At 55.5% G+C, this 24,872-nt stretch carries 26 protein-coding genes and 1 tRNA gene; 13 read left to right on the forward strand and 14 right to left on the reverse strand.

The annotated features are described in order from the left end of the window. Positions 1–128 precede the first annotated feature (128 nt). Complete coding sequence (locus E2H98_RS07360; RefSeq protein ID WP_133588392.1) at positions 129–560, reverse strand: hypothetical protein; 432 nt, start codon at positions 558–560, stop codon at positions 129–131. Between the two features lie 131 nt (positions 561–691). Here E2H98_RS07360 and E2H98_RS07365 point away from each other — a divergent pair, with 131 nt between their 5' ends. Together E2H98_RS07365 and E2H98_RS07370 are read left to right on the forward strand one after the other, a co-directional pair. Continuing rightward, on the forward strand, positions 692–1,018 hold the full coding sequence (locus E2H98_RS07365; protein WP_133588390.1) for a low molecular weight protein tyrosine phosphatase family protein: 327 nt from the start codon (positions 692–694) through the stop codon (positions 1,016–1,018). Between the two features lie 82 nt (positions 1,019–1,100). Then, the gene (locus tag E2H98_RS07370; RefSeq protein ID WP_133588388.1) at positions 1,101–1,850 is read left to right on the forward strand and encodes a VIT1/CCC1 transporter family protein; all 750 of its coding nucleotides are present in this window, start codon (positions 1,101–1,103) and stop codon (positions 1,848–1,850) included. Here the strand turns inward: E2H98_RS07370 and E2H98_RS07375 are convergent. Both E2H98_RS07375 and E2H98_RS07380 read right to left on the reverse strand, forming a co-directional pair. Continuing rightward, positions 1,830–2,789, reverse strand: coding sequence for a cation diffusion facilitator family transporter (locus E2H98_RS07375; protein ID WP_133588386.1), 960 nt, complete (start codon positions 2,787–2,789; stop codon positions 1,830–1,832). The genes E2H98_RS07370 and E2H98_RS07375 overlap by 21 nt on opposite strands. Further along, positions 2,786–3,373, reverse strand: coding sequence for a hypothetical protein (locus E2H98_RS07380; RefSeq protein ID WP_133588384.1), 588 nt, complete (start codon positions 3,371–3,373; stop codon positions 2,786–2,788). Before E2H98_RS07380 ends, E2H98_RS07375 begins: the two co-directional genes overlap by 4 nt. Positions 3,374–3,568: 195 nt before the next feature. Between E2H98_RS07380 and E2H98_RS07385 the strand changes: the two genes are divergently transcribed. Together E2H98_RS07385 and E2H98_RS07390 are read left to right on the forward strand one after the other, a co-directional pair. Then, a complete protein-coding gene (locus E2H98_RS07385) occupies positions 3,569–4,129 on the forward strand; it encodes a cysteine hydrolase family protein (protein ID WP_133588382.1) in 561 nt (186 codons plus the stop codon). A gap of 65 nt (positions 4,130–4,194) precedes the next feature. After that, positions 4,195–5,145, forward strand: a complete 951-nt coding sequence (locus tag E2H98_RS07390; RefSeq protein ID WP_133588380.1) for a GlxA family transcriptional regulator — start codon at positions 4,195–4,197, stop codon at positions 5,143–5,145. A 121-nt stretch (positions 5,146–5,266) separates the two neighbouring features. Here the strand turns inward: E2H98_RS07390 and E2H98_RS07395 are convergent, their stop codons facing one another. Beyond that, positions 5,267–6,418 (reverse strand): benzoate/H(+) symporter BenE family transporter, encoded by a 1,152-nt coding sequence (locus E2H98_RS07395; RefSeq protein ID WP_133588378.1) that lies wholly within the window; start codon positions 6,416–6,418, stop codon positions 5,267–5,269. Between the two features lie 115 nt (positions 6,419–6,533). On the opposite strand from E2H98_RS07395, the gene E2H98_RS07400 reads away from it, so the two are divergent. Both E2H98_RS07400 and E2H98_RS07405 read left to right on the forward strand, forming a co-directional pair. After that, entirely contained in the window at positions 6,534–7,100 is a 567-nt protein-coding gene (locus E2H98_RS07400) for a helix-turn-helix domain-containing protein (protein ID WP_133588376.1), read from the forward strand. Between the two features lie 14 nt (positions 7,101–7,114). Then, a complete protein-coding gene (locus tag E2H98_RS07405; protein WP_133588374.1) occupies positions 7,115–7,480 on the forward strand; it encodes a hypothetical protein in 366 nt (121 codons plus the stop codon). 28 nt (positions 7,481–7,508) lie between these two features. Here the strand turns inward: E2H98_RS07405 and E2H98_RS07410 are convergent, their stop codons facing one another. The 5 genes from E2H98_RS07410 to E2H98_RS07430 form a co-directional block, all read right to left on the reverse strand. Beyond that, the gene (locus E2H98_RS07410; protein WP_133588372.1) at positions 7,509–8,195 is read right to left on the reverse strand and encodes a chitosanase; all 687 of its coding nucleotides are present in this window, start codon (positions 8,193–8,195) and stop codon (positions 7,509–7,511) included. Between the two features lie 148 nt (positions 8,196–8,343). Continuing rightward, a complete protein-coding gene (locus E2H98_RS07415) occupies positions 8,344–10,032 on the reverse strand; it encodes an AAA family ATPase (RefSeq protein ID WP_133588370.1) in 1,689 nt (562 codons plus the stop codon). Positions 10,033–10,221: 189 nt separating this feature from the next. Next, positions 10,222–10,297: transfer RNA gene (locus E2H98_RS07420), tRNA-Ala, on the reverse strand. Between the two features lie 78 nt (positions 10,298–10,375). Beyond that, a complete protein-coding gene (locus E2H98_RS07425; RefSeq protein ID WP_133588368.1) occupies positions 10,376–10,972 on the reverse strand; it encodes a glutathione S-transferase N-terminal domain-containing protein in 597 nt (198 codons plus the stop codon). A gap of 69 nt (positions 10,973–11,041) precedes the next feature. Beyond that, the gene (locus tag E2H98_RS07430) at positions 11,042–11,899 is read right to left on the reverse strand and encodes an HDOD domain-containing protein (protein ID WP_157591291.1); all 858 of its coding nucleotides are present in this window, start codon (positions 11,897–11,899) and stop codon (positions 11,042–11,044) included. 164 nt (positions 11,900–12,063) lie between these two features. Between E2H98_RS07430 and E2H98_RS07435 the strand changes: the two genes are divergently transcribed. Continuing rightward, entirely contained in the window at positions 12,064–16,443 is a 4,380-nt protein-coding gene (locus E2H98_RS07435) for a two-component regulator propeller domain-containing protein (RefSeq protein WP_133588364.1), read from the forward strand. An 11-nt stretch (positions 16,444–16,454) separates the two neighbouring features. Here E2H98_RS07435 and E2H98_RS07440 read toward each other — a convergent pair whose 3' ends face one another. Further along, positions 16,455–16,991 (reverse strand): tetratricopeptide repeat protein, encoded by a 537-nt coding sequence (locus tag E2H98_RS07440; RefSeq protein ID WP_133588362.1) that lies wholly within the window; start codon positions 16,989–16,991, stop codon positions 16,455–16,457. A 142-nt stretch (positions 16,992–17,133) separates the two neighbouring features. Here E2H98_RS07440 and E2H98_RS07445 point away from each other — a divergent pair, with 142 nt between their 5' ends. Then, positions 17,134–17,814, forward strand: coding sequence for a Crp/Fnr family transcriptional regulator (locus E2H98_RS07445; RefSeq protein WP_133588360.1), 681 nt, complete (start codon positions 17,134–17,136; stop codon positions 17,812–17,814). 3 nt (positions 17,815–17,817) lie between these two features. Here the strand turns inward: E2H98_RS07445 and E2H98_RS07450 are convergent, their stop codons facing one another. The 3 genes from E2H98_RS07450 to E2H98_RS07460 are packed head-to-tail and all read right to left on the reverse strand — an operon-like array spanning position 17,818 to position 19,951. Continuing rightward, a complete protein-coding gene (locus E2H98_RS07450; RefSeq protein WP_133588358.1) occupies positions 17,818–18,537 on the reverse strand; it encodes a 1-(5-phosphoribosyl)-5-[(5-phosphoribosylamino)methylideneamino]imidazole-4-carboxamide isomerase in 720 nt (239 codons plus the stop codon). A gap of 45 nt (positions 18,538–18,582) precedes the next feature. Next, on the reverse strand, positions 18,583–19,467 hold the full coding sequence (rarD, locus tag E2H98_RS07455) for an EamA family transporter RarD (RefSeq protein WP_133588356.1): 885 nt from the start codon (positions 19,465–19,467) through the stop codon (positions 18,583–18,585). Between the two features lie 13 nt (positions 19,468–19,480). Then, positions 19,481–19,951, reverse strand: a complete 471-nt coding sequence (locus tag E2H98_RS07460; protein WP_133588354.1) for a thioesterase family protein — start codon at positions 19,949–19,951, stop codon at positions 19,481–19,483. Between the two features lie 107 nt (positions 19,952–20,058). On the opposite strand from E2H98_RS07460, the gene E2H98_RS07465 reads away from it, so the two are divergent. From E2H98_RS07465 to E2H98_RS07475, 3 genes are read left to right on the forward strand one after another with little or no spacing between them, the layout of a single operon-like run. After that, positions 20,059–21,060 carry a YheT family hydrolase gene (locus E2H98_RS07465; protein WP_157591292.1) on the forward strand — a complete coding sequence of 334 codons (1,002 nt, stop codon included), beginning with the start codon at positions 20,059–20,061 and terminating at the stop codon, positions 21,058–21,060. A gap of 39 nt (positions 21,061–21,099) precedes the next feature. Then, complete coding sequence (locus E2H98_RS07470) at positions 21,100–22,062, forward strand: hypothetical protein (protein WP_133588349.1); 963 nt, start codon at positions 21,100–21,102, stop codon at positions 22,060–22,062. A gap of 32 nt (positions 22,063–22,094) precedes the next feature. Then, the gene (locus E2H98_RS07475) at positions 22,095–22,742 is read left to right on the forward strand and encodes a glycine-rich domain-containing protein (protein ID WP_198325259.1); all 648 of its coding nucleotides are present in this window, start codon (positions 22,095–22,097) and stop codon (positions 22,740–22,742) included. A gap of 14 nt (positions 22,743–22,756) precedes the next feature. Here the strand turns inward: E2H98_RS07475 and rppH are convergent, their stop codons facing one another. Then, the gene (rppH, locus tag E2H98_RS07480; protein ID WP_133588347.1) at positions 22,757–23,323 is read right to left on the reverse strand and encodes an RNA pyrophosphohydrolase; all 567 of its coding nucleotides are present in this window, start codon (positions 23,321–23,323) and stop codon (positions 22,757–22,759) included. Positions 23,324–23,455: 132 nt separating this feature from the next. On the opposite strand from rppH, the gene E2H98_RS07485 reads away from it, so the two are divergent. Further along, a complete protein-coding gene (locus E2H98_RS07485) occupies positions 23,456–24,106 on the forward strand; it encodes an HAD family hydrolase (RefSeq protein ID WP_133588345.1) in 651 nt (216 codons plus the stop codon). A gap of 2 nt (positions 24,107–24,108) precedes the next feature. Next, positions 24,109–24,780 (forward strand): DNA mismatch repair endonuclease MutH, encoded by a 672-nt coding sequence (mutH, locus tag E2H98_RS07490; RefSeq protein WP_198325260.1) that lies wholly within the window; start codon positions 24,109–24,111, stop codon positions 24,778–24,780. Positions 24,781–24,872 lie beyond the last annotated feature (92 nt).

Below are 24,872 nucleotides of genomic sequence, written 5' to 3' on the forward strand. Positions count from 1 at the left end.
CGAGACCGAGGAACGGCAATCAGTGCAAACGATAATGATTATCAAACTCGGAAGATAGTCGTTTTCATGAAGAGATTGTGGAAAATCGCATCTTGGGCTTGCTACGGGTTACCGCCACACCCGCGCGTTCACGGCTTGGCCTTGTCCGCAGTGGCGCCCTGTTTGCGCCAGACTTCGTATTCAACCCGGCGGCCATCCTGCCAGCGTTCGTTGCACCAAAGCTCGCCATCCCGTCGAAAACGAAACGCGTAAACCGTGGCCGTCTCCATCGGATAGGAAACAAAGCGCGGCGTTTCGACATAACGCTCACCTTCAACCTGATAGGTGCCTGCGCCAGCAGCCCAGAACTTGTCGCCGGCCATGCTGATGAATTGGTAATGACCATCCGCGAGCAATTTCACCGATTTCATCCCCAGCGTTTGATAGTCAACCAGCTTTCCTGAGCCATCAACATATTCACCAGAAACGAGCTCCCACACGCCATTGAAATCATTGGCGTTGGCATGACCTATGGCGACACAACAATACAGAGCACAAATCGACAGACTTTTCCGTAACATCCTTGTTCTGACTTTTTTCATTCAAGGTAGGTCGAGTGTAAAACCCGTTCGCGAAGCCGGTCATGAGCATTGAGCATATTGGCGGCACCACGTTAGACTGCGGACGTTAAACGAAAAGCATACGATGAACGATGAAACTTCTGTTTGTCTGCACCGAGAATCGCTTGCGTAGCCCGACTGCAGAGGTAGTGTTTGCCCAAATGCCGGGAATCGAAGCATTGAGCTGCGGCACCAATCGCGACGCCGAAACACCATTGACTGGTGACCTGGTGCAATGGGCCGACGTGATCCTGGTCATGGAAAAATTTCATCGGCAAAAAGTCGCGCAGCGATTTCCGAAATTGCTGAAAGACAAACGACTCGTTTGCCTTGATATTCCGGATCACTACGATTACCTGCAACCGGAACTGATTGCGCTACTGCAGCGGCGAGTCGCGAAAGTCTTGAACCTGAATTGATGTTGGCACGCAAGCACAAATCTCGTGCCGACAAGGCGTGCCGTAGCTAAGATAAGTTATCCTTGATCGGATGGCTTCGATTATGTCCTCTTCGCCACACAGTCCGTTGCACCGGGAACACCAGCCAGACGCCATTCGGCGACGCTTGCGAAAGCCGCCCAGTGCCAGTCATTTGCCCGATGCCGTACTCGGCGGTATTGATGGCTGTGTTACGACTTTTGCCGTGGTGTCCGGCACGATTGGCGCCGGGTTTGATCCGATTGTCGCGCTGATTCTCGGCATCGCCAATTTAATCGCCGACGGCTTCAGCATGGCGATCAGCAACTCTCAGGCCATTCGCGCCCAGCACGAACACATCCAGCATGCACGACAAATCGAAACGATGCATATCGAAACGATTCCGGAAGGTGAGCGCGAAGAAATTCGGGAGATTTTCCGCCAGAAAGGTTTTGATGGTGAAACCCTGGAACGCATCGTCAGCACCATTACCGAAGATAAAAATCGCTGGCTCGATACCATGCTGCGCGAAGAATGGGGTTTGTCGACCAACCTGCCCGTTCCCTGGCGTTCCGGAGTTGCGACCTTTCTGGCGTTTGTCGGCGTTGGCCTGATGCCTTTGCTGCCATTTCTATGGCCCGAACTCGACACCAACACACGATTTGCGATCAGCGCATCGCTGGCCGCGCTCATGTTTTTCTCGATCGGTTGGCTGAAAGGCCGAGTACTGCAACAGCGAGCCTGGCGCGCCGGATTGCAAACGCTATTTACTGGCGGCAGCGCGGCGATGCTCGCTTACATCGCCGGGCATGGTTTACGCCTTTGGTTGAACTGAAGAATGCTCCAAGGGTTCGTAATCACCATAAGCCCGCTCATCTTCGAGCGGCTCCAAATGAATGCTGAGCACCAGATTCGGTAGTTGCTGTCGCACATCTTCCTCAATGGCTTCTGCCAGATCATGTGCTTGCAACATGGTCCAACGGCCAGGAACCAATACATGCACCGTGGCGAATGCGCGTCGCCCTGCACGACGATGACGCAGTGCATGCCATTTCAGTGGCGTCTGGCAGTGATGCTTCAGGATCTTGGTCAATGTCTGTGCGCTTTCGGCGTCGAGCGCTTCATCCATCAACCCGCTCCAGGCGCGGTAAATCAGCATGCCGCCAGTCCAGAAAATATTGATCGCCACCAATAGCGCAATCACCGGATCCAGCCACCACCAGCCGCTAATCCCAACAATACCAATCGCCGCGATAACGCCAACCGAGGTCCAGACATCGGTCAACAAATGATGGCCATCGGATTCCAGTGTCAATGAATGATGTTGCTTGCCGATGTTCATCAACTTCCAGCCAACGACACCGTTGATCACCGAGGCAATTGCGGCCAACACCGCACCGAGCCCAATTGCCTGCAAATCCATTGGATTCAACAACCGATCAATCGAGGCCCAGGCAATGCCAATCGCCGCCAGCAGAATCAAACCGCCCTCAAAACCACCAGCGAAATATTCAATTTTGTCGTGCCCGAAATGATGATTGTCATCAGCCGGCGCTTCGGCAACCCGGACGGCAATCACGGCAAAAATCGCCGCGACCAGATTGACGATCGATTCCATCGCATCGGACAGCAGACCAACGGAATCGGTCCACCACCAGGCCGCCAGTTTCAGCGCAATGGTCAATACCGCAGCCAGTACCGACAGCCAGGCCCATTTCTCCAGCGAAGGGGGAAGCGAAGCCGGCGTAGCGTGGTGATATTCGTGTTCAGTCATGGAATGGAGGTCGATTGCAGGGTGGATCGTTCGCGAATATCAATCGGCATCGATTGCAGACGCTCACAGTATTTTTGATCTTGCAGTAACGGCCACCACTCGTACAGGAAAATTTCCACCGGCCGCCACATTGCCACCCAACCGAGAATGACGACGCCAGTGTTCAGCAAGGTATGATGCAACACCGGCTGATTGAACACCGTCAACGCCAGGGTCTGACACAACACCAAAAAAATCAGACCGACCACCAGTGCCTTGCGGCCGATGCGCAACAAATGCCGGCGTTGCTGGTGCAGTTTCAACGCCCGGTAATAAAAATAATGGTGAATGGCATGAGCCAAATCGTTGCGTGTGGACTCATCCGGCAGAATCGGAAAATACAGCACGATTTTGACTTTTCTTTCGTCTGCCAATTCACGTGCAGCTTCCAGCAAGTATTGCGCGGCTTCCGCATCCAACTCGCGCTGATGAAACGGTGCCGGGTCAAGCAAGCTATAAAGCTGGCGAGGTTCCTGCAGCTTCAGGGCAATACAGCGAGTATCGCCTTCACTCGGGTATAACTGGCGCAGCGCGTCGCGGTCCATGTTTTTGTCTCAACGCCTTGGGTAGCTAGCCTGCAAGCATAATCTCTGGCGATGACAAGCGCTGCTTTGACCAACGAGGGGAATGACACAAGATGGCCGGATTTGTCCGCTTTTGGTCCAGCGCCGGCCTCTTTTATGGCATTGAACGAACTTACACTGGCCTCCTATCACCTACCCCGGCACAGGAGCCAAGCTATGAAAGTGCTAAGAAAATCAGCTATTCTCGTTATTGACGTGCAGCAATCCTTCCTGAAAAAAACCTACTGGCGCGAGCAGGAAGTACCAGCCTTTGCCGACAAGCTCGCTACCCTGATTCACGGTGCGATGGCCAAAAACGTCCCGATTGTGCGTATCATGCATGTCGAGCCGGAAGGGCCTTTCAGCCTGGCATCAGGCCTCGTCAAGCCGTTCGAGTTCGTGCCGAGCCATCACGACGTCGAGTTCCAGAAGCAAGCCCATAACGCGTTTACTACCACCGGCTTGCAGCGCTGGCTGACCGAACGCGGTATCAACCATGTCGTGATTACCGGCATCCGCACCGAGCAGTGCTGCGAAACCACGACACGGGTTGCCTACGATTTAGGTTTTGAGGTCGACTTTGTCACCGAAGCGACGCTGACCTTCCCGATGCGTCATGAAGCAAGTGGCAAGGAATTTTCAGCCGAAGAAATTCGTCAGAAAACAGAGTTGGTGTTGCAAGGCCGGTTTGCCGAGATCGTGAATGTTGATCAGGCGTTGGAACGAATGAAGGCTTGAGAAATTTGGAGAAGCCGCACTCAAGTCATGCCGGTGAGTATGACTTGAGTGCCGTGGAGTAGAGGATGCGCGATCTATACATGCTAATGATGCCGAACATGGTCCTGCTCGATTTTGCTGGGCCATGGCAGGCGCTGCACTACGCTAATCGCGCCGAACCTCGCTTGCGTTTGCATATGGTCGGCCCACAACCAGATATCGCGCTGTTAACTGACTTGCAATTGAGCGGCATTCAAATGCTGCCGGAATCGATTGCCGATAACGCCATTGTCATGGTCATCGGCACCCACGGCCATCAATACACGAACATCAGCGCGGAGCACATGCAGAGCATTGCCTGGCTGCGCGATACCGTAAAACCAAGTCACACACTGGTCACCGTCTGTGCTGGCGCGCTGTTCGCCGCGCAGGCAGGATTACTGCGCGACAAACGCTGCACGACTCACCACAGCCTTTGCCCACAACTTCGCGAAGTGGAACCGTACGCGAACGTTCGCGATGATCGCATTTTTGTTCAAGACGGCAACGTCTATACCAGCGCAGGCATAACGGCCGGATTGGATCTGACCCTGTTTCTGATTGGGCAGTGGTGGAATCAGCACGTGGCCATGTCCGTCGCGCGTGAACTGGTGGTGTACTTGCGCCGCAGCGGCGACGACCCGCAGCTGAGCCCTTGGCTCAATTGGCGCAATCATCTGCATCCAAAAATTCATCAAGTGCAGGACATCATTTGCCAGCATCCGGAGCAGCGTTTGAGTCTCGATCAGCTAGCGGATCAAGTGCATATGTCGGTGCGCCATTTAACGCGAATGTTTCGCGACATCACCGGCATCAGCCTGCATGACTATCAGCAGCGCATTCGCCTTGATTACGCCAAGCGCTTGTTGGAAGAAACTTCGCATTCATTGGAACGAATCGCCGAGCTGAGCGGCTACGGTAGTGCCCGCAGTTTGCGTCGGGCTTGGCACAGCGAACACGGCGTAGCACCATCGGAAGTGCGTAAGACGGCGCATTGATTGTCCGAATAAATTCGGATGTACTTGGTAGGTGCGAATTTATTCGCACTGCAATGCCGGGCCACTATGTCAGGATAAATCCGGACCCACCTCGCTCGGATGAATCGAACTGATTCGCGCACTATTTCTGCATCGCGCGCAAAACGACCAAACCAAACAGCAAGCCCCAGAACGCACTGCCAACACCAAACAGCGATAAGCCTGATGCCGTGACCAGAAAAGTGACCAACGCGGCATCACGCCCCTGCTCTTCATGCAATGCGCCGGTCATGGCATTACCGATAGTGGCAAGTAATGCCAAACCGGCAATCGCCTGAATCAAAGCCGTCGGTAATGCGGCAAATAACGCTACTACCGTTGCACCAAAAATCCCGGTCAGGCAATAAAAACCGCCGGCCCAAATCGAGGCCCAGTAACGCCGCTTTGGATCCGGATCGGCATCGGGACTCATGCAAATTGCGGCGGTGATCGCGGCCAAATTAAAGGCAAAGCCGCCGAATGGCGCCAGCAACATGCCGGTGACGCCAGTGGTGGTGATCAGCGGCGAAACTGGCGTTTGATAACCATTGGCGCGCAGCACCGCCAAACCCGGCACATTTTGCGAAGCCATCGTGACGATAAAAAGCGGCAATCCAACGCCGATGATCGCGCCAAGCGAAAACTGCGGCAGGACAAGTTCCGGTTTCGAGATTTGCCACTGCAGTTGCTCAACGACGATCAAATCCTGCAATGCCGCCACCAATAAACCGACACCGAGGCAAGCAACAATCGCGTAGCGTGGGAACCAGCGTTTGCCGATGAAATACACCACGGCCATGACACTGACCAACAGCAATTGCGTTTGCATCGACACGAACACATCAAGACCAAACTTCAGCAGCACACCGGCCAACATCGCTGCGGCCAGTGAGCGCGGAATATGCCGCGTCAACGCATCGAACCAGCCCATCAATCCGCATAGCGCCATCAGACCGGAGGAAACCAGAAACGCACCAATCGCTTCCGGCATCGTGATGCCATCGACCGAAGTCACCAACAACGCTGCGCCCGGCGTCGACCACGCAGTCAGCACCGGCGTTTTGAAATACCAGGCGAGACCGATACAGGTCACCCCCATACCCAAGCCCAAAACCAGCAGCCAGGAACTGAGCTGTCCGGGCGTCGCCCCCAGCGCATGCGCGGCCTGAAAGACAATGGCAACCGAGCTGGTGTAACCGACCAGCACGGCAATAAACCCGGCAATCAGATGAGAAAACGAAAAGCGGCTGTTCATGAGCGTCTCAATCGGGTAACTTTTGCGGCGTGCGCTAAAACGCACAGACGCCACCCTAACATTCGTGCGCTATAACGCACAATGGTATTTTTGGAACAGGATTGTTTCCCCAGCCATGCCACTCGACGAAACCAGCCAACAAGTCGCCAATGCCTTGCGCGCACTGCGCCACCAGCACAACTGGAGCCTCGACAGAGCCAGCGAAGCCACCGGCGTCAGCAAGGCCATGCTCGGCCAAATCGAGCGCGGCGAGTCGAGTCCAACGGTCGCAACTCTGTGGAAAATCGCTACCGGCTTCGGCGTTTCGCTCTCCAGTTTGCTGGAACCGAAACCGGAAATCCCGACAACCACGCAACTGCGCCGCGTCGCCAAGCTGCGTCGTAATCCAGGCGGCGATCAGATGACGGTGGCGCCTTTGTTGCCGTTCGAGCCGGGCCTCGGTTTCGAGATTTTCGAGCTGACCATCGAGCCCGGCGATGAGCGCCATTCCGAGCCACACGAAGCCGGCGTCACCGAAATCGTCATCGTCGCCAAAGGCAAAATGGAAGTGTTGATTGATAGCGAATGGCAAACACTCAATGAAGGCGATGCGCTGCGCTTTGCCGCCGACAAACCGCATGGCTATCGCAATCGCGGCAGGAAACCGGCGGTGTTTTATGATGTGATTCGATATTCGCGATGAGAAGCAACTGGCAAATGAGACGTAATCGATTAGCAGAGATTTGGGCAACGCTTCGCGGTGCCCTATTCTTGTTTTTTACTTTCGGCTCGCTTTTCATCATCTTTGGCGTCATAAGCCTTGATCGGATACTTGAGTTTGGTGCACATACCGCATTTCGCGTTGGCAATACCGAAATCCCAAAGTGGCAAGGTGCGGGTGCTACCAATATTGGCATTTTCATTTTCTGCGTGGCAGGACTCATCGCTGTCGCCATTGCCGTCTACCTTCGTTACCGACAGCATCAAGGCAAAATAAAACTGCTCAGAGAAAAAGGAATTACTGATTTTGACGGTGATGGAAAGGTGGATTCCTTTGCCGACCGATTTCTAGACGACTTATAAACACTGTTCAGCAGATTATTTCGAGTATCTACCCCGGCGTCACCGCCACACCATTCATCATCAGCGGCAACTGGCTCAAATCCCAATTATTCTTGGCGATCTGATCTTTGAATGCCTGTGTGCGATAAACGGTTTTCTGCAGGATCTTGCGCGGATGATTGGCCAGCCAATCATGACGCACATCGACATACGCTTTGACCCATTTTTTCTCATCGCCGCCAAGCGAAGGCGGGCTCTCGGCAAAGCGCTGGCGCAGAAACCACAGGATTTGACCGCTATGGATAAACGAGTCGTAAATCACCAGCGCTGACAACGGCAACTTGAATTGATGATCATCAGCCCATTGCATGGCCGGGCGAAAATACACGTCATCAAAAAACTGATCCTGAACCTTGCGCATCACCGGATCGTTCTTGCCGGCATTTTTCAGCAAAGCAATGAAGTTGTTGTCATCGGTCAAAGGGTCGCTTCCCACCCGATCGGCGTACACCGACAGCTCGTGGCTGAACATGCCGTTGGCAGCAACATAAGCTTGTACCAGTTTACGTAAATTGCCGTACTCGGTCGTTTGTGAACGGCCGTAAGTAATTTGCCGGATATTGTGCGGACCATCGGCATAGCGAACGATGGCGGCATAATTGCCATCGGGTTTACCGGTTTCGACGACATTGATCGTGCGCTCGATGATAGCGCGCTGGGCGGGAGTCAATTCCATTTGCCTGACATCCTTTTGTGGCTTGGTCAGGCAATCATGACAGAGAATGCTTGAGCACCAAGCCGATCGCGCGAACGGTTCTTACATAACACGCTTTTTAATGGCGAATGGAATATGACCCCGGCAAAAGCAGATTTCGCGGGCAGACCTAGGGTAAAAACAATCGCACAAGCTTCAAGGTTTCGAAGGAATGGCGGCCACCGAAACGTTGATGGATCGGCCCGAGCCTACCATCCTCGGAAGTTGACCAAGCACAGAGAATGGCATCGAATTCGTCAATGTCGTCACGCAAGTGAAGCAGGTCAGGCAGCGCACCCTGCCCTTTCAGTTTTTCCATATGGCTGAGTACGGTACCTACGGTCAGCCCGCGCTCATTGGCGATTTCCGCCAAGCTTAATTTACGCTCGAGCAGACAGCGGGTCAGTTCATGCGTGGCGACGGCCTTGGTTTTTGCTTTGCGTTGCCGGCGTGATTTGCCTGCTCCAAGCCCTTCGGCTGGCAGGCCTTTGAAGCGCTCGAATAGTGCAGCATCCATTCGACGGCGCTGCTCCTCTTCGGACAGCCGAGTCAATTCGCTGACCGCCTGTTGCGACAAACGCCGGAATTGCCCATCGCGAGCGAGAATGGCCGGATGCACTCGCAACGCGATCTCATTCAAGCCAAGTAGTGTCAGACCACCGAGTGTGCGCACCCGCGACAACGCGACGTAACCCATACCCGGTTCGAACGCATCGGACAAATCCAGCTCAACGGCATCGAGCGTCATGCCTTGGCTCTTGTGTATCGTGATTGCCCAAGCCAGGCGTAGCGGCAACTGCTTGAGCGCGGCGCGAATAACCCCCTCTTCTTCCAGCCGCCATTCCATCGGTTCAGCCAGCAGCCGCTGACCTTCGAGCAATTGCACTTCCGGCCAACCCGTTTCGGCATCGAAACCCAGCACACGGCCACGACTGCCATTGACGAAACTGCCGTCCGGTGCGTTCTTGACGAACATCACTTCGGCGCCGATTTTCAGTCGTAAAGTTTCCGGCGCCAGACAGTTGCGTTTCAGGCCTTCGACCAGTGCCGCAAATCCCCGCGTTTCCATGACAAATTCGACCGTTTTTCCTGGTAGCGCAGCGAGCTCTTTTTCATTGATGCTGTCGACATTGATGTTGCGTGCATAGAGCCGGGTTGGCTGTACGGCGCCAACGCCGACCGGCGGTTTTTTGTAGCGCGTGCGCAGTGGCACTTTTGTGTGTTCGCCGGCGTGGCCACTGCGAATATCGTTCAACACCGTCAGCAGCGAATCATTACCCTGACGATGGTTTTCCGTCAGATAGGCAATGTTGAAATCAGCGCGCTGCCAGCTTTGCGCTTCAAAGGCAAATTGCCGTTCGCTGGCTGGATCTTCAGCGCCGGTGACCGGCGGCAACTGAAAAAAATCTCCGCAGGCAATCAGCTGTATGCCACCGAATGGCGCTTCGTTATCGCGCAGTCGGCGCAGCACCTGATCAACCAAATCCAGTTGAAACGCGTGCAGCATAGAAATCTCATCGATGACCAATACCTGCGCTTCAGTGACATGGCGCCGAATGACGCGGTTCTTCGTCAGCTTTTCAAACGCTTTTTCATCGAGCGTACGCTGCACGCCAATGCCGCTCCAGGCATGAATGGTCTGGCCGCCAAGATGGGTGGCCGCGATACCGGTTGAAGCGGTAACCGCAACGGTCACGCCATGCTCGCGCAGCATCGTGATATAGCGATTGAGCAGAAAGGTTTTGCCGCTGCCGGCAGCACCGGTAAGAAAGGTGTTGTACCCCAAACGCAAAAGCGTCAATGCGTCCGATTGCCGCATCCTGGCAGTCTCCGAATCGTCCCTGAAAAGCGCAAGCTAACTGAGCGGTGCCTGTCGCGCAAGTGTGTCGTCTTGGCGGTCTCCGCGAGAGAGGTAGGAGCGCTTCTGCTCTGCCTCGGGTTCGATTCCCCTCATCCCACCGAACAAGCTGCCGACAAAAAAACCGCGATCTTCGCGGCTTTCTTGATTTGGTGGAGATGAGGGGAGTCGAACCCCTGGCCTCGTCATTGCGAACGACGCGCTCTACCAACTGAGCTACATCCCCAAACGTCTTGGATTTCCCTAAACGGCGTGCATTGTAGCGACTGAATTCGCTTCGGTGAAGGGTGTTGGTTATTCCCTTTCAGCGCGGTTCGGTGGCCATCAGGCTGGGCCGGTGGCGGACCTCGGCGAACCATTCGGACAATTTCGGGGCGGCGCTGCGCCAGGCGATTTCGGCGTGGCGGAAATCCAGGTAGCCGAGTGCGCAGGCGATGTGCAGACCGAGGAAGCAGGGCTCGCAGGGCATTTTCGGCATGTCGGTTTCCAGTTGGCGGACTGAGCGCATCAGGGCGTCGCGGTTGCGGTTCATCCATAGCGCGGATTGCTGGGCTTCCGGTTTGGTTTTTTCGATGCGCAGCTGCACGGCGACATCGAGCATGCCGTGGCTCAGGGCCTGCCATTTTTTCACTTGCCAGTCGCGCTGATGGGCGGCGTATAGATCATCACCCTCGCCTATCGTATTCAGGTAATCGTTAATGACGGTGCTGTCGAACAGGTTTTGCTTATCGTCGAGAATCAAGCAAGGAATCTTGCCGAGCGGATTCAGCGCAAAAAGGTGCGGCGGGTTTTCCAGCGGATTGACTTCGGTTTCTTCGATGCGATCCAACAAGCCCTTTTCACGCAGCATGACCCGGCAGGTGCGGGCATACGGCGAGGCGTGCGAGTAGAACAGTTCCATGCTTACAACTCCGGTCGGCAGCAATTGCGCCGGAGTGTAACGCGTAATGGTGCGGGAGGTTAAACAGCGCTAAACGACGACAGCGGCCGAGGGTGCAATGATGCTCAGTACTTGCAGCGCCGAATCACGTGTTTGCCGCATGGCGTCTTGCAGCTGTTCATCGGTGCTGCCGAGCATGTCTTTCCAGCCGGGATTGATGGCGGCCAGAAACTCGCTCGGTTTTTCCGGCGCCTGGCCGGCCAGCAGGTGCTGGGCGGCATAACGCGCCACGTGAATGATGCTGGCCGCGACCCGTTCGGCGCCGGCGGTCTCTGGCAGGTGCTGATGCTTGATCGCCAGTGTGATGCTGGTCGGCAATCGCCAAGCGCTAAGTAAAGCATGGCCGACGTCGGCAAAGGTGTATCCGAGCAGCGATTGCTCGATATCGGCCCGGAAATGACCGCGGGAGTCGGTCAGGATCGTCCGGCAAGCGTCGGGCTTTTGCTCGAGCAAGGCCAGCAAGCCAATATTGAACAACAGGCCAGCCGTGAACAGCCGCTCGCCCTGGCGGAAACCACAGTGTCTGCCGAGGAATTTGGCGACCAGACCGGTATACACCGACAACTCCCAGAAACTTTCCATGTCCAAGACGTCACGTGGTACCCGGTTGAACGTGGACACGGCTGAGGTGGCCAGCGCCAGGTTGTAAAGCTCGTTGGTGCCAATCAGGCGCACGGCACGGGAGACGCTGTCGACCTGCATCGGGAAGTTGTAGAACGGGCTATTGGCGATTTTCAGCAGCCTGGCGGTCAGTGCCGGGTCGAGCGCGACCTGATCGGCAATTTCAAAGACACTGGCCTGTTTGCTGATCAGTTCCTGCAATTGCAGGCAGATGTCGGGCAGGCTGTAGAGACGGGCGGCCTCCTTGACGACATCATGGATACTCATGCCGGGCGTCCGGTTCGGTGATGCATGCTTTAAGCATAGGCGGTTTTTGCCGAAGCGCAGTGTTTCCGCCCACGCAGAGCGGTACGCTTTTTGCGCAGATTTTGCTTGGGCCTGAGGCTGCCATGGCCTAGGATCGAGCAACTGACTGAAGAGAGTAGTAGCAGATGAGTCGATGGTGGTGGTTGGTGCTGTTGCTGGCGCAAAGTGCGCTGGCGGTAGAGACCGTGACATTCCGGCACCTCGATAGCCGCAGCGGCCTGCCGCAGAACTCGGTGACCAGCATCGCCCAGGACCGGGCCGGCTATATCTGGCTTGGCACCCATGACGGCCTGCACCGTTACGACGGGTACAGTTTTACCAGCTACCGCAGCGACCCACGCCGCCAGGAATCGCTGTCCGACAACCTGATTCTGAATTTGTTGCTCGACCGTGACGGCCAGCTCTGGGTTGGCACCCAAAGCGGCTTGAACAAATTCGATACCGCCACCGGCAGCGCCAAACGCTATTTACCGAATGAGAATTTTGGTTCGCTGTCACATCGGCGCATTTCCAGTTTGCTGGAAGATTCATTGGGCCGGCTGTGGATCGGCACACCAGACGGCCTGAACCGCTACCAACCGGATTCCGACAGTTTCGCGGTGTTCCGTCATAACCCGCTCGACAGCGCCAGTATTCCGCCTGGTTTTATTTCGGCGCTGGCCGAAGGGCCGCAAGGTCGCATCTGGGTGGGCTCGCAGGTCTTGGCCTTGTTCGACCCGGACGAGGGCGTAATCAAGCAATTCAAAAGCAATCAGGAAAATGCCCCGCGCAATATCACGGCGCTGTGGCGCGACAACGACGCCGGGCTGTGGATCGGCACGCTCAGCGATGGTTTGTTTTATCTGCCGCCCGATGAATCGCGCTTTCGCCAATTCCGTTTTATCGCCCACGAACCGAACTCACTGCCGAGCAATGCTGTGCGCAGCATCTTGCGCGATAAAGGTGGCCGGCTCTGGGTTGGCACCGAAGGCGGTGGCCTGGCCCGGATGCTCAGCGATGGCTCGGGCTTCGATGTTTACCGGCGCAACGGTGCCGATGTGCACAGCATCAGCTTCGACGAAATTAATGATTTGTTTGAAGATCGTTCGGGCTTGTTGTGGATTGGCACACTCGGTGGTGGTGTCAACACCACATCGCCGGAGCGCACTGGTATCGGCCGCGTCATTCATTCCAGCTATCAACCGAATTCATTGAGTGACCCGTTCGTTTGGCAGATCACGCGCGACCAGCGCGATCATCTTTGGGTGGGTACACTGGCCGGGCTTGATGAAATCAATCCAGCCAGCGGTGAAATTGTTCGCTACGTCAATTTTGCTGATCGCCGTGGCAAACCGTTTACCCCACGCGTGCAAACGGTAACCAACGATCATCAAGGACGCATTTGGCTTGGTAGCACTGTTGGTGAACTGGCGGTGTTTGACCCGGAAAGTCTGCGTGTGAAATTACTCAGTCATCCGGGATTTCTGCAAGGCAAAATCAGCAACTATCGCGTGTTCATGGTGCAACAGGACAGCCAGAAACGAATGTGGGTGTCGACAGGCGAAGGCATTTCTGAAGTCGATACCGAAACGCTGGAAATCGAGCGCACGTTTCCAATCAGTGACGAAGGCTTTCCACGCGCCACCGTGCGCGTAATGGCCGAAGTCGATAACCAATTGTGGTTCGGCACCCAGGGCGGTGGCTTGCAGCGTTTTGATTATGACACGCGCAGTGTGCGCACTTATCAACACCGTGCTGACGACCCGAACAGCTTGTCGAATGACATGATTCGTGCCATTCATGTCGACGACAAAGGCGATATGTGGATCGGCACAATGAACGGCCTGAACCTGTGGCGTTCAGTCGACCGACGCGGCAACGTCGAGCGCTTTCAAAGCTGGTTCGTTTCTGATGGATTACCAAACGCCGTCGTCTACGCGATTTTGCCGGATCAATTCGGCAAGCTCTGGCTATCGACCAATAGCGGTTTATCGGAGTTTGACCCGCTGACCGGCAAGTTCCGCAATTTTGATTTGATTGACGGCTTACCCGCCCAGGAATTCAACAGCCTGGCCGCGGCAAAAACCAAGGATGGCCGACTCTGGTTTGGTGGCAATGCCGGCATCGCCGTGATCAATCCATCGCAGTTGAATTACTCATCGAATCCGGTTTCGACGCTGATCACTCATTTTGAAGTGCGCTATCCGGACAATAATGGCAAAACGCTGGAAAACGGCATTTGGCAACTGGCCGCCGATCAAAACGATATCGAATTCCGGTTCGCTGCGCTCGATTATCGGGCACCGAATCGCAATCGATTTTCCTGGCGCTTGAGCGGCTTCCAGAACGAGTGGAGCAAGCCGAGTTTCCGCAACCAGATCGCCTTTACCAATCTCGATCCGGGCCAGTACACGTTTGAAGTGCGCAATGCCAATGCCGATGGCGTGTGGAGCACCGATATCGCCAAGGTCATGTTCTTTATCCAGGCGCCCTGGTATGCGCGTTGGTACAGCTATGTTGGTTACGTGGCGCTGGTGCTGCTGCTGATCAGCTGGGCGTATTACAACCATCGCCGCAAGATCGCCAGTCAACAACGCATCAACGAGCAACTGCGTCGTATCGACAAACTGAAAGACGAATTCCTGGCTACGACTTCGCACGAGCTGCGCACGCCGCTGAACGGCATTATTGGTATCGCCGATGCGCTGCGCGATGGCGTAGCGGGTGACTTGAACGATCGGGCGCGCAACCATTTGTCATTGATTGCCGACAGTGGTCGCCGGTTGTCGCATCTGGTTAACGAAATTCTCGATTTCAAAAAGCTCTCGCACGGGAACGTTACGCTCGATCCGCACACGCTTGATCTGCAGTCATCAGTCGCCGTCGTGCTGGCGTTGTCACAACCCTTGGTTGGAGATAAAAGCATTAGTTTGGTCAATGCCGTGCCGGCCGATTTTCCGCCCCTGTTCGCCGATGAAGATCGGCTCGAACAAATTCTGCATAACCTGATCGGCAATGCGATCAAATTTACCCAGCAAGGTCATGTCACCGTTACCGCCCGTGTTGAAGGTGACAAAGCCGAAATTCAGATTGCTGACTCCGGCATTGGCATTTCGCCGGAACAACTGGAACGGATTTTTCTGCCGTTCGAGCAGGTCGCCGAAGCCAATACCCGTCGTCATGGCGGTACCGGGCTTGGTCTTGCCGTAGTGAAAAAACTGGTCGAGATGCACGGCGGTAATGTCGAAGTGCAAAGCTCGATTGGCAACGGTTCGCAGTTCCGCTTTACGCTACCGCTGGCGGAAACCGGTGCCAAAGTCAAACCAGCGAAGCCGACGTCACTGTCCACCGCGCAGTTGACGCAAATGCATTTGCCGGTAACGACTGCGACCGACAATGCCCTGGCGACGATTCTGGTCGCTGACGACGAACCATTGAACTGTCAGGTGGTGGCGGACTGTCTGGGTTTGCAGGGGTATTCCGTGGTGACCGTTGGCGATGGCCAGGCAGCGCTCGACATGATCGCCAAACGCCCATTTGCGTTGGTCATCCTCGATGTGATGATGCCGAAGCTTTCCGGCTTTGATGTCTGCCGCAAGTTGCGCGAAGTGTACGCGCCGCATGAGTTGCCGATTTTGATGCTGTCGGCACGTAATCGCGCCGAAGATATTGCCACCGGTCTCGCCGCTGGCGCCAACGACTACATCGGCAAACCGGTCGAGCGCAGCGTGCTGGTGGCGCGGGTGAAAAACCTGCTGGCCTTGCATGAAGTCAACGACGCCAAACAGGCGCAAGAAAAAGCGCGAATGGTGCAAGAAGCTTGCGACCGTTTGGCCCGTTATTTCCCACCACCGCTGGTGCGCAAATTGTTGGCTGGCAGCGAACCTGAATTGCTGAAAGCCGAGCGTCGGCGATTGACCGTGGTGTTCGCCGATTTGGTCGAGTTCACGACACTGACCGACCGCTTTGAACCGGAAATCATCACCGATTTGTTGAATACTTTCCTCGGCAAGATGAGCGAACTGGTCGAGCAACACGATGGCACACTGAACGAGTTGCTCGGCGATGGCATGGTGATTTTGTTCGGTGCGCCAGAGCGGATGGACAAACAGGATCAGGCCGAAAAAGCGGTGGCCTTGGCCGTCGCGATGCAGAAAGAAATGGAGAAACTGAAAACGCTGTGGCTGGAATCCGGCATCGATCACAATATCGATCTGCGCATCGGCATTCATCAGGATTTTTCAACCGTCGGTAATTTCGGTGCCGGACAGGTGCTGGCCTATCGTGCCGTTGGCAGTGGCGTTAATCTGGCTGCGCGTTTGCAGTCGCACTGCAAACCCGGTCGGGTCATGGTCAGTTATCCGATTTACGCCTTGACCCGCGAGCGCTACCCGTACGATGAATTGCAGGAGATTGCCATCAAGGGCTTTTCCCATCCGCACCGCGTTTGTGAATTGGACCCGGATTCGGTGGTCGAAACGCGGTTACGACTGGTGGATAAATCGGATCCGATGGGTGCGGCTTGAGCGATTGATACTCAGCGAATCCCGAAGGACTCCGGTTTGTACACTTTGCGTGAATTGGCTTCTTCAATCATTGCCTTGATCGCCACGCCTCTTTCCTGGGCACGTTTTCTTCCTTCCTCGGAAATTTCCGGCCCATAGGTTTTCACTTTGCGTTTACCGGCATGATCGCCGTTGCCGGCGGCTACCAGCATCCAGGCATAACCTTCAATCAAATCGTGAGCAACATAATCGCCATTGATATACATCGCGCCAACATTGTGTTGTGACGTGGCATGTTCGCGTAATGACGCTTCATAAAATGCCAGGAAGGCTTTGCGATAGCTTTGCGAGATGCCGGAGCCTTCCGGCGGCGCGTAATAGAGATTGCCCATCCGGAACAAGGCATCCGGGTCGCCAAGTTCAGCGCGATGACGCAGCTTGCTCCAGTCCGAGACATAGATATACGTGTATGGACCGATGCGATCGCCGCGGTCATTGGCCTCGGCAACCGGCAGCAACGACACCGCCAGCAGCAGTGCCAATGAAAAGAGTTTGGCGAATGTGTACATGTATACGCTTGCTAAAAGTCTCAGCAGGAAATTGTAGGCCTGATAGCTATATAATCCTCTGATAATAGTCATTGCAATGGCTGTGCAATATTTACCTTGCCGCTGGCCCCATGACTGCGCTTTTTTATGAGGATAGTGAATCATGTCTGATGAACAAGAAGGCCTCAACGCCATGGAGTTACGCGATTTCAAAATCCTGCAAGGCCTGTCCGACGCTGATATCGAGCGGCTTGCGCGCCATATCCACATCCGCCATTACGGTAAACGCACGCAAATCATCAGCGAAGGCGAACCGGCACACTGCCTCTATTTCGTGCTCTCCGGCCGCGTCAAAGTCTATCTGGACGATGAAAAAGGCAAAGAGATCACCGTGAATTTTCACGAAGAGGGCGAGGTGTTCGGCGAGTTGTCGCTGATTCAGGGCATCGATCGCACGGCTTCGGTGGTCACTGTTGACGATTGTAGGCTCGGCCTGATGTCCGATATCGATTTTCGTCAGTGCATGCAGGAGGTGCCGGCGTTTAACCAGAATATCATGAACGACTTGATCGACCGGCTGAAGCAAGCGACCGAAATCATTCGTCGCCTTGGCCTGATGGATGTCTATGGCCGCATCGCGGTGCTGCTGCTGAATGAATCGGTCGAGCAGGATGGTATTCGCGTCATGAAAGAAAAGCTGACCCAGCAGAACATCGCCAGCCGGGTTGGTTCATCAAGGGAAATGGTGGCCCGCATTCTGAAGGATTTGCGCATTGGCGGTTATGTCGATGCCAATGACGAAGGCTTTTTGGTCATCCACAAACCGCTACCGCATTCCTGGTAAGACTCAGGATTGTTTGACCACCGTCAGCAGCTCGGCATAATCGAGTCCGCCGGTCAGCAATGCTCGGCCAATGACCACACCAGCGAGTGCACTCAACGGCTTCTTGCGCAGCAAATCCGCTGTCGTGAAGGCATGCACACCACCATTGCAAACCACTGGCAGCGAGGTATTTTTGGCTAACGCCGCTGCATACGGCAGTGGATCGCGGCGATCTCCCGGCGCATGCATTTCCGAATAAAAGACGCCGGCGGCGCCGTCCTCTTCGTACTGGGGAATCAACACTTCCGCAGCGACTGCACCATTACTGCCATTGACCAAACCTTCGCGCGCCTCAATCGAGACAATCACCGCGCCCGGATACTCACCACATAAATCGATGACTGAATCGCGTTGACGCATCATTTTCCAGGTCAACACGACAAAGCTGGCGCCGACATCCAGCCATAATTCGGCATGAGCGATGCTCTTGATACCGCCGGTGACTTCGATTTCGAGATTCGGATGATTTTTGCGCAGTTGCTGGACGATATCGACATTGACCGGCTGGCCTTCATGAGCGCCGTCGGTGTCGATCAAATGCACCCGGCGCGCACCAATGTCGACAAAGCGTTTGATGGTATCGAACGCGTCCAGGTACATCAGCGGATCTTCTTTTTTATCGTGTACCGGTTTCGGCACCGCGATATGGCCTTTGCGCAATTCAAATCCGGGAATCAATAGCATGGTTTGCTCCAGTGCTTTTAGTATTCCCGTTTAGTGTAGGACAGGCTATCCAGATTGCCTTTTGCGATCACGCAGGCTTTCGATGCTGAGCAAGACCAGACCCGCCCAGATGCAGGCAAAACTCGCTAAGCGGGTCAGCGAGAACGGCTCCTGATAGACGAAGATCGCCAGCAGAAACGTGCAGCTCGGCGCAATGTATTGCAGAAAACCCATCGTCGTCAGCGTCAGCCGACGAGCACCCGCGGCAAACAAGGCGAGCGGCACCGAGGTTACGACTCCGGCCAACATCAACAAGCCATCGGTGCGCCAACCGAGTTCACCGAAGTGATTGGCGTTACCGGCCGTCAACCAATAGAGATAAGCCAGTGCAATCGGCGCCAATAACAGGGTTTCGACCATCAGGCCATTGAGTGGACTGACCGGCGTTTGCTTGCGCATCAGGCCATAGAGCGCAAACGTCGTCGCCAAGCTCAGGCTTACCCAGGGCACGCCGCCAATGACCAGCACCTGCCAGCCAACGCCAACCAGCGCCAGCAACAGCGCCGCCCACTTCAGCGTTGATAAGTGTTCTTTCAACACGACGACGCCGAGGGCTATGGTCAGCAGCGGATTGATGAAATAACCGAGGCTGGTATCGAGAATGCGGTTATTGGCAATGGCCCAGACGAACACAAACCAATTGGCGCTGACCAAAGCCGCGGAAATCGCCAGCCGGCCCAGCAAAGACGGTTGCCGGAAAATCGCCAGCCATTGCTGCGGTTGACGCATCAGTACGATCAGCAGCCAGGTGACCGGCACCGACCAGGCAATGCGATGGGCCAGAATTTCATCAGCCGGCACTTCGCTCAACCATTTGAAATAGATCGGCGCCAGGCCCCAAATCAAATAGGCGGCAATGGCCTGGCTGACGCCGGCGCGCGTACTCGCCATTTCGCTTGCCAATTCAGCCCACCAGATAGGTGCCGGAGCCGACCGCGATCAGCTCCTGGTTTTCGTTGTGCAGCTCCATCCGGGCAACCGCCACTTTATTGCCGGCGCGTAACAGCGTTGCCGATGCACAGAATTCCTGACCACGGCCGGGACGCAGATAATCGATGCGCAAATCGATGGTGCCGAGTTTGGAAAGCCGTATCGACAAATCATTTTCCGAGGCATCGCCGTGTTTTTGGATCAATCCTGCGGCCGCCATCGTGCCGCCGGCGACATCGAGTGCGGTAGCGATAACGCCGCCATGCAAAATGCCCTGAACATAATTACCGACCAACTTGTCATCCATCTTGAACACCAGCTCGCAGCGCTCGGTACTCAGGCTACGAAAATGCAGGCCGACCACCTGATTGAACGGAATATGACTGGCAAAGGTTTCGGCCAAGGCAGCCAGCCGTTTTTCGTGCAGCGATGCATCAGCGCTCATAACCATTCCTCAATCGGGCTTGCATTGCCCTGTGTGAACGCGGCATTGTAATTCAATCGCTGCCATTAACCGACCCAATGATGAATCACGCGGTAACTGAACCAACGATGCTACCGGCAAGCTTGCCACCCTTCGCACCGAAAGGCTGGCTGCGCAATCCGCATTTGCAAGGCATTGTTTCCCGCCTGCCGCATCGGCGCAAAAAAGTGCTGCAATTGGCGCAGCCGATGTTGAACGCGGCAAGGCCGATGTTGTTGCAAGCACGCGAGGGTCAGCTATTGGCCTGGCATTCCGCGCAAGCCGATCGTGATCGGCCGCTGGTGGTGTTGCTGCACGGCTGGGAAGGCTCATCGGATTCACTGTATTTGCTGGCGACGGCGGCCGAACTGTTCGATGCCGGTTATTCCGTCTTGCGGCTGAACCTGCGCGATCACGGCGAGAGCCATCACCTGAACGAAGAGCTGTTTCATAGCTGCCGCGATGCTGAGGTCACCGAGGCGATCGCCGATGCCCGTCAACGCTTGCAGGCGTCAACAGTGGTGATGATTGGCTTTTCGCTCGGTGGCAATTTTGCCCTGCGGGTGGCGCTGCGCGCACCAGAGCTGCTGCAACAGGTGTTCGCCGTTTGTCCGGTCATTTCGCCACCGGCAACGCTGGATGCACTGGAAACCGGGCCGCTGCTGTATCGCAAATATTTTCTGAATCGTTGGCGCGACTCGCTGCGCCGAAAACAAGCCGTACATCCAGAATTTTTCCGCGATACCGATTGGCTGCTGAAAGACTCGCTGACCAGCCTGACCGACCATTTCGTCCGTCATCACACCGATTTCGGCGAACTGTCAAAATACCTGGCTGGCTATACGCTGTCGGCTGAGCGGCTGGCCAACTTGACGGTGCCAAGCCACGTCATTATCGCCGAAGACGACCCGGTCATTCCGGCGGTGCACTGGCATCAGCTGCAGAAACCGGAGGCGCTTACCCTGGAGTCACTGCCTTACGGTGGCCACTGTGGCTTTGTGCTCGACTGGGCCGGTACCGGCTGGATTGAACGTTATCTTGGACAATTGCTGCGGATGAGACTTGCACCTACGCACAAGAATCCGATTTAATGTTTGCTCCCCCGAGCCGAAGTTTGAGCCCAAGCCGCCATGAACGATGCCGTCGCCACTCCAGGCAAGCTGGCACAATTGAAAGCGTTCATCCGCACCTGGCGCGGACATCTGCAATACCTCCAGCAACTGTTCCGCGAAGATCGGAACACGGCTTGGCCGTTCTGGCGCGCCACCTATCTGCAGCGTGATGAGCTGGAGATTGCCATCAATAGCCTGCACGAACGCTCGCTGAGCGACAGCTTCGAGTGGCTGGAAATTCCCCGCGTCTTATCCCATTTTGTCTTGCGCCCCGACGATCAGGGACAGGCCGACTGGTATGCCGAAGCGCACCGCCAATACCATGCGCTGCTTAAAAAGCTGGAACTCGAAGGCGCACGCTTCAAACCGGCGATGCTCGATCCGTTAATCAATGAACTACGCTATATCAGCACCGCCGATGCGTTTCACCAGAAGTACCGGCTGACCGAACTGCAAACGAGGATGAAAGCGATGTACGAAGCCCTGCTGCAGCGGATTGACGAATTCAACGCCATGCACAAATCGGAAATTCAGGCCAAACAAGCCGAAGCCGAACTGGAAAAAATTCGTGCCCAGGAAACGCTGGTCAATGCCGAAAACGAAAAGCTGGCGCAGCAAAACCGCCTGGTGCAGGAACAGCGCTTGAAAGTCGTTGAAGAGAAAAAACGGCTGGAAGCCAAACGCGCCGCTGATGAAGCCGAACAACAACGCATCGACAAACAACGCGAATACGATGCTGAAGCGGCGCAGCGTCGTCGCCAGGAAGAACTGCAAGCGAGCTTCCGCGATTTGAGCTGGCAAAGCGGTGGCGCACCAACGCCCGCTTCGGCGCCAACACCAGCGCCAGAACCCGTGCTCGCCACTGTCGATCAAAAGGTCGACGCGCTGATGCAGCAACTGCGCACCCAGGATTCTTTGAGTGATGCCGAGATCGAAGCCGCCGGCAAGCTGTACGAAATGCTGAAAGCGAAGTTCGGTTAAGCAAGTTTTTCGCGCTCGCCAAAGCAACACGCATGGATATTCTGCTGCTCATTTTCCTGGCTGTTGTCGGCGGTGTTGTATTGCTTATCACCGTAAAAATCAAGAAAGGTGCACGCGAACGCTTTATACAGGAACATCGGTTGCCTTCACTGGTTTCAAAAGCCGTGCTCGAAACCTATCCGCATTTGACGACCGCACAGATACAAAAAGTGTTGCTAGGGCTGAAGCAGTATTTCCAGATTTGCAGTCAAGCCGGTCGGCAACTGGTGGCGATGCCTTCGCAAGTCGTCGACGTTGCCTGGCATGCCTACATTCTGAGCACAAGGCAGTATCAACAGTTTTGTCAAAACGCTTTTGGCCGCTTTTTGCATCACACTCCCGCCGAAGCGATGCAAGACAGAACTCATGCACAAACCGGTATCAAGCGAGCCTGGCGTATCGCCTGTGCCCGGGAAAACATCAATCCGAAAATGCCGGAACGTTTGCCATTGTTGTTTGCGCTCGATGCTGAGCTGGGTATCGCGAACGGCTTTACCTATCAACTGAATTGCCAGGCACGTAATGGCGATGGCTATTGCGCCAGCCATATTGGCTGCTCATCCGGCTGTGCCGGCTACTCCGGCAGCGACAGCGGCTGTTCGGGCGGTGGTGATGGTGGCGGCTGTGGCGGCGGCGACTGAAAACCTATAGCCGCTCAGCCGTGCCGTTTGCGGCGCCTGTGCCGACGTGAATCCTGACGGTCGCGTTGCCGGCCCGGCCGCACTTCCTGCACTTCGCCTGCGTTGGCAAGGTTCGCTGCCAGCGGCAGCAATTCGGCCAGCGCCTGGCGATAGACTTCGCGCTTGAAAGCAATGACCTGACGCACCGGGTACCAGTAACTGACCCACATGAATTGATCGAATTCCGGATGATCGGTGGCGTCGAACTGCACGCGCGACTCCTCGGCGGTTAGCTGCAGCAAGAACCAGCGCTGCTTTTGGCCTATGCACAGCGGCTTGCTGTCATGACGCATATAGCGCGAAGGCAGCCGATAGCGCAGCCAATCGCGCGTACTGCCCAGCACACGCACATCCTGTCGGGTCAAACCGACTTCTTCGCGCAGTTCCCGGAACAACGCCTGCTCAGGCGACTCACCGACATTGATTCCGCCTTGCGGAAACTGCCAGGAGTCATGCCCTTTGCGACGAGCCCAGAACAGTTGGCCTTCGCGATTGCAAATCACAATGCCAACATTCGCGCGGTAACCTTCCGCGTCGATCATAGAGGGGCTATAAAGCCAATTTCACTTGCAAACGATTGAACCACAGCCCGCCGGCTTCGGCAACCGCGTCATTTCGAAACGAAACCTGCCGGCCTTATAATCGTCGGTTTGGTATTGCCAGCGACTTCACCGATGACCGTATTGGCCCTGTTCGATCTCGATCACACCTTGCTGAATGGCGACAGCGATCAGCTCTGGGGTGATTTTTTGCGGGAAAAGGCCTGGGTCGGGCCCGACTATCAGCAGCAGAAAGATCGCTACTACCAGGACTATCTCGACGGCACGCTCGATTACCCGTCGTTTATCCGCTTTGTATTGGCGCCACTGAAAGGTCGGCCGCTCAACGAGCTGCATCAGTTGCGGCATGAATTCTCGACCCGCTTTATCGCGCCGCAATTGCGCGCTGCCGGTATCGCCGCCGTGCAACAACATCAGTGCGCCGGTCACCATGTCGCGTTGATTACCGGCAGCAATCGTTTTCTTGCGGAAGCGTCGGCGGTGCATTTGCAGATCACGACTGTGCTCGCCACCGAGCCGGTGATTCTCGATCAACAATACACCGGCGAGATGAGCGGTGAGCCCTGCTATCGCGAAGGCAAGATCTGGCATCTGGAACAATTCCTGAGTCGTAGCGGCCAACAACCCGAAACGATTTTCTTCTACAGCGACTCACATAACGATCTGCCGCTGCTCTCGAAAGTCAGCCATCCCCATGTCGTCTGCCCTGACTCGATACTGCACCAAGTCGCCAGTGAAAAACGCTGGCCGATTCTGCAGTGGTAACGATGATGCGTGTGCAAACGCCACAATCCGCTGAAGAGTTATTGATGCGTGCGCGCGCACTCGCCGGCTTGTCACTGGCTGATATCGCTGAGCAGTTCGAGCTGAGCGTGCCACGCAACCTGCGCCGCGAAAAAGGATGGCAAGGCCAATTGATTGAACGCGCACTCGGCGCCAGCAGTGGCTCATTGGCACAAGCCGACTTTCCGGATATTGGCGTCGAATTGAAAACGCTGCCGATTGATCAACATGGCCTGCCGACTGAATCAACCTGGGTATGCATCGCGAATCTGATGCCGACTCATGCTGAGCGCTGGCAAGACAGTCTCGTTTACGAAAAATTGAAACGAGTACTTTGGCTGCCGGTACAGGACGACGACAACATTCCGCTTGCCGAACGACGCATTGGCAGCGCGCTACTCTGGCAACCTGATGCGCAACAAATGCAACGGCTGGAACAGGATTTTCTGGAACTGACCGAACGCATCGCGCTCGGTGAAGTGGAATCAATCAGCGCGCATCACGGCCAGGCATTACAACTGCGTCCGAAAGCAGCCAACCGTAAGGTATTGACCGATGCTCGCGGGCCGGATGGCACGATCATCAAAACGCTGCCTAGGGGATTTTATTTGCGCCGGAGTTTTACGATTTCGGTCATTCAACAGCATCTGCTGTGATATTTGCACCTACCTCGTTATTCCAGCGTCACTCGACCTCGATAGTAGATCCGGAGTCATCCGGACAATCCCGTACCATGAACGTTGTGCGA

Origin of the sequence: Permianibacter aggregans, assembly GCF_009756665.1 — a bacterium.
Lineage (GTDB): Bacteria > Pseudomonadota > Gammaproteobacteria > Enterobacterales > Permianibacteraceae > Permianibacter > Permianibacter aggregans.

What these genes read in the sequence shown, in the direction of transcription:
- E2H98_RS07415 (WP_133588370.1), bottom strand. Translation starts at nt 10,032, where the DNA reads ATGCGGCAATCGGACGCATTGACGCTTTTGCGTTTGGGGTACAACACC.
- E2H98_RS07380 (WP_133588384.1), bottom strand. Translation starts at nt 3,373, where the DNA reads ATGGACCGCGACGCGCTGCGCCAGTTATACCCGAGTGAAGGCGATACT.
- E2H98_RS07385 (WP_133588382.1), top strand. Translation starts at nt 3,569, where the DNA reads ATGAAAGTGCTAAGAAAATCAGCTATTCTCGTTATTGACGTGCAGCAA.
- E2H98_RS07400 (WP_133588376.1), top strand. Translation starts at nt 6,534, where the DNA reads ATGCCACTCGACGAAACCAGCCAACAAGTCGCCAATGCCTTGCGCGCA.
- mutH (WP_198325260.1), top strand. Translation starts at nt 24,109, where the DNA reads ATGATGCGTGTGCAAACGCCACAATCCGCTGAAGAGTTATTGATGCGT.
- E2H98_RS07365 (WP_133588390.1), top strand. Translation starts at nt 692, where the DNA reads ATGAAACTTCTGTTTGTCTGCACCGAGAATCGCTTGCGTAGCCCGACT.
- E2H98_RS07450 (WP_133588358.1), bottom strand. Translation starts at nt 18,537, where the DNA reads ATGCTATTGATTCCCGGATTTGAATTGCGCAAAGGCCATATCGCGGTG.
- E2H98_RS07440 (WP_133588362.1), bottom strand. Translation starts at nt 16,991, where the DNA reads ATGTACACATTCGCCAAACTCTTTTCATTGGCACTGCTGCTGGCGGTG.
- E2H98_RS07430 (WP_157591291.1), bottom strand. Translation starts at nt 11,899, where the DNA reads ATGAGTATCCATGATGTCGTCAAGGAGGCCGCCCGTCTCTACAGCCTG.
- E2H98_RS07470 (WP_133588349.1), top strand. Translation starts at nt 21,100, where the DNA reads ATGAACGATGCCGTCGCCACTCCAGGCAAGCTGGCACAATTGAAAGCG.
- E2H98_RS07375 (WP_133588386.1), bottom strand. Translation starts at nt 2,789, where the DNA reads ATGACTGAACACGAATATCACCACGCTACGCCGGCTTCGCTTCCCCCT.
- E2H98_RS07360 (WP_133588392.1), bottom strand. Translation starts at nt 560, where the DNA reads ATGTTACGGAAAAGTCTGTCGATTTGTGCTCTGTATTGTTGTGTCGCC.
- E2H98_RS07460 (WP_133588354.1), bottom strand. Translation starts at nt 19,951, where the DNA reads ATGAGCGCTGATGCATCGCTGCACGAAAAACGGCTGGCTGCCTTGGCC.
- E2H98_RS07395 (WP_133588378.1), bottom strand. Translation starts at nt 6,418, where the DNA reads ATGAACAGCCGCTTTTCGTTTTCTCATCTGATTGCCGGGTTTATTGCC.
- E2H98_RS07435 (WP_133588364.1), top strand. Translation starts at nt 12,064, where the DNA reads ATGAGTCGATGGTGGTGGTTGGTGCTGTTGCTGGCGCAAAGTGCGCTG.
- E2H98_RS07370 (WP_133588388.1), top strand. Translation starts at nt 1,101, where the DNA reads ATGTCCTCTTCGCCACACAGTCCGTTGCACCGGGAACACCAGCCAGAC.
- rarD (WP_133588356.1), bottom strand. Translation starts at nt 19,467, where the DNA reads ATGGCGAGTACGCGCGCCGGCGTCAGCCAGGCCATTGCCGCCTATTTG.
- E2H98_RS07405 (WP_133588374.1), top strand. Translation starts at nt 7,115, where the DNA reads ATGAGACGTAATCGATTAGCAGAGATTTGGGCAACGCTTCGCGGTGCC.
- E2H98_RS07410 (WP_133588372.1), bottom strand. Translation starts at nt 8,195, where the DNA reads ATGGAATTGACTCCCGCCCAGCGCGCTATCATCGAGCGCACGATCAAT.
- E2H98_RS07390 (WP_133588380.1), top strand. Translation starts at nt 4,195, where the DNA reads ATGCGCGATCTATACATGCTAATGATGCCGAACATGGTCCTGCTCGAT.
- E2H98_RS07485 (WP_133588345.1), top strand. Translation starts at nt 23,456, where the DNA reads ATGACCGTATTGGCCCTGTTCGATCTCGATCACACCTTGCTGAATGGC.
- E2H98_RS07445 (WP_133588360.1), top strand. Translation starts at nt 17,134, where the DNA reads ATGTCTGATGAACAAGAAGGCCTCAACGCCATGGAGTTACGCGATTTC.
- rppH (WP_133588347.1), bottom strand. Translation starts at nt 23,323, where the DNA reads ATGATCGACGCGGAAGGTTACCGCGCGAATGTTGGCATTGTGATTTGC.
- E2H98_RS07475 (WP_198325259.1), top strand. Translation starts at nt 22,095, where the DNA reads ATGGATATTCTGCTGCTCATTTTCCTGGCTGTTGTCGGCGGTGTTGTA.
- E2H98_RS07425 (WP_133588368.1), bottom strand. Translation starts at nt 10,972, where the DNA reads ATGGAACTGTTCTACTCGCACGCCTCGCCGTATGCCCGCACCTGCCGG.
- E2H98_RS07465 (WP_157591292.1), top strand. Translation starts at nt 20,059, where the DNA reads ATGCTACCGGCAAGCTTGCCACCCTTCGCACCGAAAGGCTGGCTGCGC.